Origin of the sequence: Enteroscipio rubneri (genome assembly GCF_963929405.1) — a bacterium.
In the GTDB taxonomy this organism is placed as follows: Bacteria; Actinomycetota; Coriobacteriia; order Coriobacteriales; family Eggerthellaceae; genus Enteroscipio; species Enteroscipio rubneri.
On the sequence record NZ_CAWVIN010000003.1, the window covers coordinates 1,367,953 to 1,380,711 of the forward strand.

The following is a 12,759-nucleotide window of genomic DNA, read 5'->3' on the forward strand; positions in this document are numbered from 1 at the left end:
CGGACTGGCTACCACGGGCATGTGATGTGCCAGCCGTTTTCCGTGACGTCAACGAACAACAGCACGAACATGAAGAGCGCCGTCGCGATGCAGATAAGCACGGCAAGAATCGTTGCAATACAATCGACAGCATCCATCGGACCATCCTTTCTCGTCGTCGTCGATCTTAGATACGAGGCGATAAATACGGTGTAAGAAGCGGTCGCATCCCCTTAAAAACGTGTTAAGGCGGTTGGGGCGCGCCTGCGCTGCTGCATCGACGGAGGCGGGTTTGCAACCGTTGAGACGATGGGGACCTCGTCTTCTGCCTGGCGTTCTGACGCCTGCATTGCTCGAAACAGCGAGCGGCCAACATTGCTATACTGAGGTCATGAAGAAAATCAGACTTGACACGTTGCTCGTGGAGCGCGGCTATTTCGCCGATGAGGAGGAGGCGCTTCGCGCGGTGCTTGCGCACGAGGTGAAGGTGGACGGTGTGTACGCAACAAGTGCGGCGGTGCGCGTGGCTCCAGACGCCGATGTGGAGGTGAAGAACCGTCGGCGCTTCGTCTCGCGCGGAGGGCGCAAGCTACAGGGAGCGCTCGACGCTTTCGCGCAGGACGTTCGAGGTCTACGCTGCATCGACATCGGATCCTCCACCGGCGGCTTCACCGATTGCCTCTTGCAGGCAGGCGCGGCGAGCGTTGCATGCGTCGACGTGAACTACGGACAGCTTGCCTGGAAACTGCGCCAAGACGCGCGCGTGACGGTGTTCGAGCGCACGAACATCAAGCTGGCAGACCCGGTCGAGCTTGGCGCGCCGTTTGACGTGCTCGTGGCCGATCTGAGCTTCATCGGCCTCGCGGCGCTCGCGCCCGTGTTTGCGCGGCTATCGCGTGCGGGCAGCGTGTTCATCGGTCTGGTGAAGCCGCAGTTCGAGTCGCGTCCCGACGAAACGGAGCACGGAGTGGTCCGCGACGAAGCCGTGCGCGCCCGCACGGTCGAGGAGGTGCGCATGGCGCTCGAGGCCGCGGGCTTCGAGCCGACCGGCGTGGCGGAGTCGCCCATCACCGGGCCCGAGGGCAACGTGGAGTACCTCGTGCGCGCCGTGTACGAAGGAACCGAAAGCCCCGCTGCGCGTTGGCCGGATGGCGCGCCTGCTAGTTCTTCAGCGAGTTAATGGGGGCCGGCATACGGCCGCCGCGATGGGCGAACACCGTGCCGGCATGGCCGTTCACGGGCATGACGGGCGCGTAGCCCAGAAGGCCGCCGAAGTCCAGCTTGTCGCCCACCTGCTTGCCGATGGCGGGGATGATGCGCACGGCGGTGGTCTTGTTGTTGATCATGCCGATGGCGCATTCGTCGGTGATAATGCCGAAGATGGTTTCCACGCTCGTGTCGCCGGGCACGGCGATCATGTCGAGGCCCACCGAGCACACGCAGGTCATAGCCTCGAGCTTCTCCAGCGAGAGAGCGCCGTCCTCGGCCGCGCGGATCATGCCGGCGTCCTCGGACACGGGAATGAACGCGCCGGACAGGCCGCCGACGGACGATGATGCCATGACGCCGCCCTTCTTCACCGCGTCGTTGAGCATGGCGAGCGCGGCCGTGGTGCCGGGGCCGCCGCACTGTCCCACGCCGATGGCCTCGATGATCTCGGCCACCGAGTCGCCCTCGGCCGGGGTGGGCGCCAGCGATAGGTCGAGGATGCCCTGCTGCACGCCGAGGCGCTTGGACGCCTCGCGGGCCATGAGCTCGCCGGCGCGGGTAATTTTGAACGCGGTGGCCTTGATAGCCTCGGCAACCGACGTGATGTCGGCGTCTTTCGGCAGGTCGGCCAGCACGGCTCGCACCACGCCGGGGCCCGACACGCCCACGTTCACGACTGCGTCAGCCTCGCCCGAGCCGTGGAATGCACCGGCCATGAAGGGGTTGTCTTCCACGGCGTTGCAGAACACTACGAGCTTGCCCGCACCGATGCATTGACGATCGGCCGTGGCCTCGGCTGTCTTTTTCACGATACCCGCCATCTTGAAGGCGGCGTCCATATTGATGCCTGCGCGCGTGGATCCTACGTTCACGCTCGAGCATACGCGCTCGGTGGCGGACAACGCGTTGGGAATGGACTCCATGAGCTTGAGGTCGGCCGCCGACGCGCCCTTCTGCACGAGCGCAGAATAACCGCCCACGAAGTCGACGCCCACTTCTTTGCCGGCCTTGTCCATGGCAACGGCGATGCGTGCGAGATCCGCGTCGGGCGTGGCCGCGCAAATTTCGGCGATGGGCGTGACGGAGATGCGCTTGTTCACGATAGGGATGCCGAACTCGCGCTCAAGCTGCTCGGCCGTGGGGACAAGCTTCTCTGCGGCGGTCGCCATGCGATCGTACACTTTGCGCGCCATGGTGTTGACGTCGGTGTCCGTGCAACCTCGCAGGTTCAGCCCGAGCGTGATGGTCCGGATGTCAAGGTGCTGCTTGCTCACCATCGCAAGCGTTTCGGCGATCTCTGCCGGTGTAATCTGCATGGCGGTGTGTCTCCCTCTCGACGCTGGTCGTAGTCCACCAGCATAGCAAATCGCATGCGGGATGCGCACGCGGTTCTGCGGTTTTCGACGTTTTTCCGTTCGATGGCGACAAGGTGTCCCCGCAGGCCATTCTGCGAGTTGCCGATACGCCTATTGCCTGGTACACTGCCACTAATGAACAATGTGTTCAATATTGATCGGAATGTTCAAAAGGGGCCAGCGCATCGGCGGTGGCCGACAGGAAAGAGGCTGCATGGCGACCGTCGTCGCGCAACAGAACGCTGTCGCGTCGATCTGCGAAGATCGTCGTATCACCCGCTCGAAGCGCGCTCTGCGTGACGCGCTGATCAAGCTCATGGAGGAGCGAGGCTTCGAAGGCTTCAGCGTGAACGACCTGTGCGCTCGCGCCGACCTCAACCGCGGCACGTTCTACAATCATTTCAGCGACAAGGAATCGCTGTTGGCTGCGCTCGAAGACGAGATCATGGCCGATCTTGAGCGTTTTCAAGGTCAGATGGCGGAACTCACCGTGCACAGCCTTATGACGTACCGGGCGCGCAAGAAGCCGCTGCCGTTCCTCGTGGAGCTGTTCGAGTACTTGCGCGAGCAAGGCGACTTCCTGCACGCGGTGCTCGGCCCCGGCGGCGACGTGCGCTTCGGGCCGCGCTTGCGCGACTCCATCTGCACGAACCTGGTACAGTCCATCCTGCACGAGCGTTACCGCAACGATCCCTCGCCGTTCGTCGGCTACTACGTGGCGTTCTTCGCTTCGGCGTACCTGGGCGTGATCGAGCGGTGGATCGAGACGGGCATGCAGGAGAGCTCGGAGGAGATGGCGTTGATCGCCATGCGGCTGTTCTTCATCAAGCCGGGCGAATCGATCAAACTGTAAGCAGGGGAGAAGGCAATGGAAACGACCAACGACAAAGAACAGAACGCGAAGGAGAACGTCATGGCGAACGTGCCTGAGAATCCCCTGCATATAGGCATCGACGTGGGTTCCACCACGGTCAAGCTTGCCATCCTCGACGAGGCCAACGAGGTGAAATTCTCGGTGTACCGTCGCCATCACGCCGACGTGCGCGCCACCATCGTGGAGGTGCTGTCCGAAGCGGCGGCCGATTTCGGCACCGAGCGCATGACCATTGCCATCACGGGCTCGGGCGGCCTGCTGCTTGCGCAGTGGCTGGGCATCGAGTTCGTGCAGGAGGTCATCGCCAGCAAGACGGCGGTGGAAACCTTCATCCCCGCCACCGACGTGGCCATCGAGCTGGGCGGCGAGGACGCGAAGATCATCTACTTCGACCAGGGCATCGAGCAGCGCATGAACGGCACGTGCGCCGGCGGCACAGGCGCCTTCATCGACCAGATGGCGGCGCTCTTGAACACCGATGCGGGCGGCTTGAACGTGCTGGCGCAGGGCGCGACCACGTTGTACCCTATTGCCAGCCGTTGCGGCGTGTTCGCGAAGACCGACGTGCAGCCGCTCATCAACGAGGGCGCGCGCAAGGAGGACATCGCCGCGTCCATCTTCCAATCGGTGGTGACGCAGACCATCAGCGGCCTGGCGTGCGGCCGCCCCATCCGCGGCCACGTGGCCTTCCTCGGCGGCCCGCTGCAGTACCTCCCCGAGCTGCGCAAGCGCTTCTACGAGACGCTCGAGCTGGACGACGAGCACATCATCGTGCCCGACAACGCCCACCTGTTCGTGGCCGGCGGCTGCGCCATCGCGGGCGCGGCCAGCGAGACGGTGAAGGCCGAGCTTTTGGACGACGTACTCGACCGCCTGAAGAACCTTGGCGACATCCAGGGCTCCGAAGTGGTGCGCCTGCCCCCGCTGTTCGCCAGCAAGGACGAGTACGCCCAGTTCAAGAGCCGCCATGACGGCGAATGCGTGCGTCGCGGCAGCCTCATGGACTACGAGGGCACGGCCTACCTCGGCATCGACGCCGGCTCCACCACGTTCAAGGCCGCGCTCATCGGCGAGGACGGCGCGCTTCTGTGGTCGCACTACGCCAGCAACAAGGGCGACGTGCTGGGCTGCGCCCGCACGGCGCTTTCCAACCTGTACAACGAGATGCCGGTGGACGCCGACACGGGCGAGCCGCTCGTGCGCATCGGCCACGCCACGGTGACGGGATACGGCGAGCACCTGCTGCTGGAGGCGCTGCGCGTGGACTCCGGCGAGATCGAGACGGTGGCGCATCTGCGCGGAGCGCAGGAGATGCTGCCGGGCGTCGAGTTCATCCTCGACATCGGCGGCCAGGACATGAAGTGCCTGCGCGTCAAGGACGGCGTCATCGACCACATCATGCTCAACGAGGCGTGCAGTTCGGGTTGCGGCAGCTTCATCGAGAGCTTCGCCACGGGCCTCAACCTGGACGTGGCCGAGTTCGCGGATACCGCCGTGCGCGCCGAGCGCCCCGTCGACTTGGGCAGCCGCTGCACCGTGTTCATGAACAGCCGCGTGAAGCAGGCGCAGAAGGAAGGTGCCACCGTGGGCGACATCGCCGCGGGCCTGGCCATCTCCGTCATCAAGAACGCGCTGTTCAAGGTCATCAAGATCCGCGACCCGCACGACGTGGGCACGAAGGTCATCGTGCAGGGCGGCACGTTCCTGAACGACGCCGTGCTGCGCGCGTTCGAGCAGCTGTCCGAGGTCCAGGCCGTGCGCCCCGACATCGCCGGCAACATGGGCGCGTTCGGCGCCGCGCTGCTCGCGCGCGACCGCTATCACTCCGCCGTGGCGCTCGAGGCGCGCAAGGCCGAGGCGGGAGCGGCGTGGAGCTCCGAGAACGACGAGCTGGCCGCGCCCGTCGCCGTGTGCTCGACCCTGCTCACGCTCGAGCAGCTGGCGGAGCTGTCGCCCACGCACAAGACCGTGCGCTGCAAGGCGTGCTCGAACCACTGCCTGCTAACCGTCAACGACTTCGGCGTGGACGAGACCACGGGCAAGCATCGCCGCTTCATCACGGGCAACCGTTGCGAGAAGGGCGCGGGCACGCTCGACGAGAGCAAGAACGTGCCGAACCTCTACGAATACAAGAGCAGCCGCCTGTTCGACTACGAGCCCCTCGCGCCCGAGAACGCCCCGCGCGGCAGCGTGGGCATCCCGCGCGCGCTCAACCAGTACGAGAACTACCCGTTCTGGTTCACGTTCTTCACGAAGCTCGGCTGGCGCGTGGTGCTGTCCGACCCGTCCACGAAGAAGACCTACGAGGCGGGCATCGAGTCCATGCCGTCCGAATCGGTGTGCTATCCGGCGAAGCTCAGCCACGGTCACATCATGAATCTGCTGGACAAGGCCCCCGACTTCATCTGGTTCCCGTGCAGCAAGTGGGAGCGCCAGGAGGACGAGGGTGCGGGCAACCACTTCAACTGCCCCATCGTGGCCAGCTACCCCGAGGCGCTGCGCCTCAACATCGACGAGCTGCGCACGTCCGACGTGAAGCTGCTCACCCCGTGGCTGCCCTACGACCAGAAGGAGCACCTCAAGAAGCGCCTGTTCGTGGAGCTGGTCGAGGCGCACCCCGAGCTCATGGGCTCGGCCGCAGCTCCCACGCAGGCCGAGGTGGACGCTGCCGTGGAAGCCGCATGGGCCGAGGACGAGGCCTTCAAGCGCGACATCCGCGCGAAGGGCGAGGAGACGCTCGCTTGGATGGAGGCCACGGGCACGCACGGCATCGTGCTGGCGGGCCGCCCCTACCATAACGACCCGGAGATCAACCACGCCATCCCCGAACTCTTGACCAGCTTCGGCTTGGCCGTGCTCACCGAGGACTCCATCGCGCACCTCGGCACGCTCGAGCGCCCCATCCGCCTCGTGGACCAGTGGATGTACCACACCCGCCTGTACGCGGCGGCGAAGGTGGCCACCGAGCGAGCCGACCTCGACCTCATCCAGCTCAACAGCTTCGGCTGCGGCCTCGATGCGCTGACCACCGACCAGGTGCAGGAGATCCTCGAGGCGGCCGGCAAGGTGTACACCGTGCTCAAGATCGACGAGGTGTCGAACCTGGGCGCGGCGCGCATCCGCGTGCGCTCGCTGCTGGCGGCGCTCAAGGACCAGGCCGACGAGAAGGCCGACGCCGAGCGCGTGCCGCGCGGCTGCCCCGCCGTCAGCTTCGATCCCGACACGTTCGAGGCCACGCCCGAAGCGGCCATCGACGCGAAGACGGGCCAGACGGAAGCCGCCATCGCGGCGAAGCTGACCGGCGCCACCCCCGAGACGTTCACCCAGAAGGCCGCGCCCGAGGTTGCCGAGCGCTTCCGTCAGCGCGAAGGCGCCACCACCGAGTTCCCGCGCGCGGTGTTCACGCAGGAGATGAAGGACGAAGGCTACACGATCCTCTGTCCGCAGATGGCGCCTATCCACTTCGATCTGCTCGTGGACATCTTCAAGCGCAACGGCTACAACTTCGAGCTGCTGCCGTCGGTGGACCACGGCGCGGTGGACGCGGGCCTCAAGTACGTGAACAACGACATCTGCTATCCGTCCATCCTGGTCACCGGCCAGATCATGGAGGCGGTCATGTCGGGTCGCTACGACACCGACAAGCTGGCCGTCATCATCACGCAGACGGGCGGCGGCTGTCGCGCCACGAACTACATCTCGCTCATCCGCAAGGCGCTGGCGGCTGTGGGCCTGCCGCACATACCCGTGATCGCCCTGTCGTTCAAGGACCTCGGCGAGGAGAACCCGGGCTTCAAGGTGACGCCCGCCATGCTGCTGCAGGCGGCCTACGCCATCTTCTACGGCGACCTGCTCATGATGGCGCTGTACCGCACGCGTCCCTACGAGGTGGAGGCGGGCAGCGCGAACCGCCTGTTCGACCACTGGATGGCAACGTGCAAGGCGCAGCTGCGCCGAGGGCTCAAGCGCCGCGAGTTCAAGGACACGGTGCGCCGCATCGTGGAGGACTTCGACACGCTGCCGCTGACCGGCGAGGGTACGAAGCCGCGCGTGGGCGTGGTGGGCGAGATCCTCGTGAAGTTCCACCCGACGGCGAACAACCAGATCGTCGACGTCATCGAGCGCGAGGGCTGCGAGGCCGTGGTTCCGGGCCTGGCCGAGTTCTTCCTGTTCGGCATCGCGGGCGGCATCTTCCAGAAGGATCCGCTCGGGCGCTCGGCGAAGGGCGCGGTGGGTTCGCGCATCGGCCTGTGGGCCATCGCGAAGATGCGCGCCCCCGTCACGAAGGCGCTCGAGGCTTCGAGCCGCTTCGAGCCGCCTGCCGACATCTACGAGCTGGCCGAGTACGCCAGCGAGATCCTGTCGCTGTGCAACTCGATGGGCGAGGGATGGCTGCTGACGGCCGAGATGGTAGAGCTCATCCGCACCGGCGCGCCGAACGTGGTGTGCACCCAGCCGTTCGCGTGCCTGCCGAACCACGTGGTGGGCAAGGCCGTCATCAAGGAGCTGCGCCGCCGCTACCCCGACAGCAACATCGTGGCGGTGGACTACGACCCCGGCGCGTCCGAGGTGAACCAGCTCAACCGCATCAAGCTGATGATCTCGGTGGCGAAGGCGAACCTGGCCGACAAGGAGGCCGAGGCGAAGAAGACGCGCGATCGGTTCGTGAACGCTGGGCGACCCCACGCTGTCCAAGAGAAAGCCGGCGAGCTGGAGATCGAGACGAAGCGAGCGTAGGGAGCGCTTGCGCGCCAAGAACCTCCGATGTGAGGAGGCCGAGATGCTGAAACGGATCTCGGTTAGAGCTTCTCGCCGTTCGCCATGCGGGCGAACGCCTCAGCCATGACGTCGGGGGGCTCGGGCATGCCGGCTTCGAGCCAGCAGAGCAGTACGTTGTAGAACGCGCCGGCGCTGAAGTACAGCTCGTAGCGCGAAAGCGAGCTCGCCGGCATGTCGCCTCGGGCCTCGATCTCGCAATCGGTGATGAGGTCGAGCAGCGACGTACCCGCCTTCGCGTGGTGGAACGCCAACACGAGATCGGCGTGCTCCTGGTAGAAGCGGAACTCGAACTCGAGGCGCGCGCGGCTGTCGAAGTCTCCGTCGGGCATGTCCTCGTGGTAGCGCTGTGTCACCTGCTCGATGCCGTACTCGACCACTTCCTCGACCGATGAGAAGTTGCGGTAGAACGATGCACGGGCGACGCCCGCTTGCTCGACCAGCTCGGTGACGGTCACCTTCGACCAGTCCTTGCGTCCGGCGAATTCGATCAATGCGGCCAGCAGCTGGTCTCTCACTCGCTGGTTTTCCTGCCTTCTCTTGTCCATGAGACAGATCACCTCGTTTTGTCTCCGGTGCGCGGATTGACGCATCGGCATACCTGATACAAAATGTATCACATCAGATGATACCATTGTAACTGGAGACGTCCATGATCTTGTATTTCAGCGGCACCGGAAACAGCCAATGGACGGCGCTGCGGTTGGCCGAAGCGCTCGGCGACGACGTCGTCTCCATCAACCGCTCTATGAAGGAAGGGGCGGCGGAGGCGTGCAGTTCGGAACGGCCGCTCGTGTTCGTCGTGCCGACGTATGCGTGGAGCATGCCCCGCGTGGTCGATCGGTGGATCCGCAGCGCGCGCTTCGAGGGCAGTCGCGATGCGTATTTTGTGCTCACGTGCGCGGGGAGCTGCGGGAATGCCGCGGCGTACGCGCGCAAGCTGTGCTCGAGCGTCGGGCTGCGCTTCCGCGGGCTCGCGCCGGTCGTCATGCCCGAGAACTACCTGGCGCTCTACGACACACCCGATGCCGAGGCGTGTCGCGCCATCGTCGAGCGCGCCGAGCCGCGCGTGGCCGAGCTGGCTGCCCTCGTCGGCGAAGGCAAGCCGTTTCCTGATCGCCCTGTGGATTTGCGCGATCGGTTCCGCAGCGGGCCGGTGAACGTCGCGTTCTACCCGGCGCTCGTGCACGATGCGAAGTTCGCCGCCTCGGATGCGTGCATCGCGTGCGGTCGATGCGTCGAGCGCTGCCCGCTTGGCAACATCGCGCTGGCCGACGGCAAACCCGCGTGGCGCGGCTCGTGCACGCATTGCATGGCCTGCATCGCTGGGTGTCCGACCGGCGCCATCGAGTACGGGCCGAAGACGCACGATCGCCATCGCCACGATCTGTGGACGGAGGGGCTCGCATGAGGTATGAGCACGATGTGATGATCGACGCGGCGCGGTGCATCGGATGCGGCCTGTGCGAGGGGGATTGCCCCGCAGCAGCCCTTGCGGTCGAGGATGGGAGGGCGCGCGTGATCGCCCGGGATTGCATCCTCTGCGGGCACTGTGTCGCAATCTGCCCGAAGGGGGCCGTGTCCATGACCGGCTTCAAGGAGGGGCCGCGCGAGTTGACTGCGGGCGCGCCGCCTACGCTCGACGCGGAGCAGCTGCTCGAGGCTGTCGGGGCGCGCCGCAGCATACGCCGGTTCACCGACGAGCCCGTGGCGAATGAGGTTATCGAGCGCATCATCGAGGCGGGACGCCTGACGCCCACCGCCAAGAACGCGCAAGACGTGTCGTACGTGGTGCTGCGCGACGACATCGCGCGGTTCGAAGCGTGGGCGGTTCGTCTGTTCAGGCGCGTATTCCCCCTCGTGAAACTCGCGAACTCGATGGCGCGCCGCACGAGCATCGACGACCGGTTCTTCTTCAAAGGCGCGCCTGCAGCCATCGTCGTGATCACGCGCAGCGACATCGACGGCGCGCTGGCGGCATCCAACATGGAGCTTATGGCGCAGGCGTGCGGTCTGGGCGTGCTATACAGCGGCTACTTCGCAACGGCCGCGGCCATGTCGCGCACGCTGCGTCGCGAGCTGGGGCTGCTACGCGGCGAGAAGGTGGTCACGGCCCTGGTCATCGGCCACCCTGCCGTGCGCTACCGTCGCACCGCTCCGAAGGAGGAAGCTGCGGTGCGCTGGAGGTAAAAAAGCGCCGCAGCTAGCCGACGGAGCCGTGCATTCGATGAAACAGTCTCAGCGCGTTGCGGAGAAAAGCACCCGAGCAGCTCGTTCGCAAAACGTATGCGACCGTTCCGCAAAATGTTATCTATTAAGTATCATATTGCGGTATCATGGGATCATCAACGACGAACGACTCCTCTTGAAAGAAGGACCCATGGCTTCCAGCATCTACGATTTCACCGTCAAGGACCAGCAGGGCGAGGACGTCTCGCTCGCCGACTACCGTGGCCGCGTGCTGCTCGTGGTGAATACCGCCACCGAGTGCGGCTTCACGCCCACGTATGCTCAACTCGAGGAGCTGTACTGTGCGTTTCACGATCGCGGGTTCGACGTCCTCGATTTCCCGTGCGACCAGTTCGGCCACCAAGCGCCGGGCACGGACGAGGAGATCGCGGCGTTCTGCACGTCCCGCTTCGGCGTGACGTTTCCCCAGTTCGCGAAAATCGAGGTCAACGGCGAAGGCGCCGACCCGCTGTTCGCCTACCTGCAGCAGCAGAAGGGGTTCGAGGGCTTCGACGAGAGCCACGATCTGACGCAAGTGCTCGAGGATCTGCTAGCGGGGGCCGATCCCGATTATGCGAGTAAGCCCGACATCAAGTGGAACTTCACGAAGTTTCTCGTCGATCGCGACGGCAACGTCGTCCGCCGCTTCGAGCCCACGACCAGCATTCCCGATGTCGTCACGTCGGCGGTGGAGGAGCTGCTGTAACGTTGCGCTTGTAAACGGGAAGCCTCGTCCGCCGCATCGATTCCGATGCGGCGGTTTTTTTACATCCGGAAGCTTCGCATTGGGCGTTTGTCCGAATAAGCTCGCAGGTATCGGGGCGTCAAAGCCAAGACATTTCCGGTTTGTGGCCGTTTTTGGCGGAAATTCGCGCAAACGGGAGCCTTTGGATCGATCCCTGGCGATACCATCGGTTGAGGTTTCGGTGTTTCCCCAGATTGGCTCGCAGTACCGGATATTGTGTGTCGAAGAAACCCTGGAAGGCGGCGAATTTCCGTCAAAAACGGCCAAAAGTTGCAAGATCGGTGGCGCATAAAAACGGTACTGGTGGTTCATGCCTGCGACGCGCGGGGGAAGAATTGCTCGCAGACGTTGCGGGCGAACCCCTCGACCCCTCCCAAACCCTACGACAACCTCGACCGGCTTTGCATCGCCGGAGTCTAGCGCGACGGCGCGAGCGGCGAGTCTGCCCAAGACGACCGCAAGAGCGCGTCCGCGGCAAAGGAACGGTTGACGAGCGGCTACTGTTCCTCCACGGTGCCGCCCGGTTCGGGGAAAGGGCCCGAGGGACGGTCGTTCAGGGGGAGTGAAGGGGAGTTTTCTCCTTCGCGTGGATGCGGGATCGAGGGATCCGTGACCGAGATGAACCGCTCCAAGGCCAGCTGTGTCGTTTGCCTTCTCGGGCGTCATGGCCGACAATGGCAGGCAACGGAAAACGACGCAGCTAAACGGAAGAGGGAGCACATGGGATTCGGCAAGCTGGTCATATGCCCCACGCCGCTCGGCAATCTGGGCGACATGACCGAGCGCGCGCTCCAGGCGCTGCGTGCGGCCGATGTCGTGTGTGCCGAGGACACGCGGGTGACGGGTCGCTTATTGGCGGCTTTCGGTATCGAGAAGCGGCTCGAGCGTTTGGATGAGGCGCTCATCGGCGACCGCGCGGCGTCGCTTGTGGAGCGCGTCGCCGCCGGGGAGATGATCGCGTACTGCTCGGACGCGGGCATGCCGGGCGTGTCGGACCCGGGGCTGCGCCTCGTGCGCGCGGCTCGCGAGGCGGGCGTGGCCGTGGAGGTACTGCCGGGGCCCACGGCGGCGGCCACAGCCTATGTGGCAAGCGGTTGCGACAATCCCCGCTTCTACTTCGGCGGCTTCTTCCCGCGCAAGGATGCCGAACGCGTCTCCCTGCTGGACAGCCTGCGCGCGCTCGACGCGGCGCTCGTGTTCTACGAAAGTCCGAACCGCCTTGCCGCCGCGCTCGGCGCGCTGGCTACTGCGTTGCCGCAACGTGAGGTGGCCGTATGCCGCGAGCTCACGAAGTTGCACGAGGAAGTGGTGCGCGGCCCGGTGGCCGCCGTCCGCGACGAGTTCGCCTCCCGGGCGGCCGAGGGCGGGCGTGGCGTGAAGGGCGAGATCGTCATTGTAGTGGACGGACCGAACGCCGCCGAGGACGCAACCGCCGCCGAGGACGCGCAACAAGCCGCCGCCGCGCGGGCTGCCGAGCTCAAGGCCTCCGGGCTGCGCAACAAAGAGATAGCCCGCGCGATCGCCGACGAGTTCGGCATTGCGCGCAACGCGGCGTACGACATCGCGCTCGAGGCGTGAGGTGGTCGGACGTG

At 65.3% G+C, this 12,759-nt stretch carries 10 protein-coding genes; 7 read left to right on the forward strand and 3 right to left on the reverse strand.

What is annotated here, in order from left to right; all coding sequences use genetic code 11:
• Positions 1-8 precede the first annotated feature (8 nt).
• Positions 9-137, reverse strand: coding sequence for a hypothetical protein (locus tag ABGT83_RS12620; protein WP_275664933.1), 129 nt, complete (start codon positions 135-137; stop codon positions 9-11).
• Positions 138-370: 233 nt separating this feature from the next.
• Between ABGT83_RS12620 and ABGT83_RS12625 the strand changes: the two genes are divergently transcribed.
• On the forward strand, positions 371-1,159 hold the full coding sequence (locus ABGT83_RS12625) for a TlyA family RNA methyltransferase (RefSeq protein WP_346687917.1): 789 nt from the start codon (positions 371-373) through the stop codon (positions 1,157-1,159).
• Here the strand turns inward: ABGT83_RS12625 and ABGT83_RS12630 are convergent.
• A complete protein-coding gene (locus tag ABGT83_RS12630; RefSeq protein WP_346687919.1) occupies positions 1,140-2,504 on the reverse strand; it encodes a PFL family protein in 1,365 nt (454 codons plus the stop codon). The two genes, ABGT83_RS12625 and ABGT83_RS12630, sit on opposite strands and share 20 nt — an antisense overlap.
• A 253-nt stretch (positions 2,505-2,757) precedes the next feature.
• Here ABGT83_RS12630 and ABGT83_RS12635 point away from each other — a divergent pair, with 253 nt between their 5' ends.
• On the forward strand, positions 2,758-3,396 hold the full coding sequence (locus ABGT83_RS12635) for a TetR/AcrR family transcriptional regulator (RefSeq protein ID WP_103263904.1): 639 nt from the start codon (positions 2,758-2,760) through the stop codon (positions 3,394-3,396).
• Positions 3,397-3,456: 60 nt separating this feature from the next.
• A complete protein-coding gene (locus ABGT83_RS12640; RefSeq protein WP_346688039.1) occupies positions 3,457-8,154 on the forward strand; it encodes an acyl-CoA dehydratase activase-related protein in 4,698 nt (1,565 codons plus the stop codon).
• 62 nt (positions 8,155-8,216) lie between these two features.
• On the opposite strand, the gene ABGT83_RS12645 is transcribed toward ABGT83_RS12640, so the two are convergent.
• Entirely contained in the window at positions 8,217-8,741 is a 525-nt protein-coding gene (locus tag ABGT83_RS12645) for a TetR/AcrR family transcriptional regulator (RefSeq protein ID WP_103263905.1), read from the reverse strand.
• A 104-nt stretch (positions 8,742-8,845) separates the two neighbouring features.
• Between ABGT83_RS12645 and ABGT83_RS12650 the strand changes: the two genes are divergently transcribed.
• The 4 genes from ABGT83_RS12650 to rsmI all read left to right on the forward strand — a co-directional run bounded on the left by ABGT83_RS12650 (position 8,846) and on the right by rsmI (position 12,745).
• Positions 8,846-9,604 carry an EFR1 family ferrodoxin gene (locus ABGT83_RS12650; protein WP_346687921.1) on the forward strand — a complete coding sequence of 253 codons (759 nt, stop codon included), beginning with the start codon at positions 8,846-8,848 and terminating at the stop codon, positions 9,602-9,604.
• Positions 9,601-10,383: a nitroreductase family protein gene (locus ABGT83_RS12655; protein ID WP_346687923.1), complete on the forward strand. Its 783-nt coding sequence runs from the start codon at positions 9,601-9,603 to the stop codon at positions 10,381-10,383. Before ABGT83_RS12650 ends, ABGT83_RS12655 begins: the two co-directional genes overlap by 4 nt.
• A gap of 190 nt (positions 10,384-10,573) precedes the next feature.
• Positions 10,574-11,128, forward strand: coding sequence for a glutathione peroxidase (locus ABGT83_RS12660; protein WP_346687925.1), 555 nt, complete (start codon positions 10,574-10,576; stop codon positions 11,126-11,128).
• Between the two features lie 759 nt (positions 11,129-11,887).
• Positions 11,888-12,745, forward strand: coding sequence for a 16S rRNA (cytidine(1402)-2'-O)-methyltransferase (gene rsmI, locus ABGT83_RS12665; RefSeq protein ID WP_346687927.1), 858 nt, complete (start codon positions 11,888-11,890; stop codon positions 12,743-12,745).
• Positions 12,746-12,759: the final 14 nt, after the last annotated feature.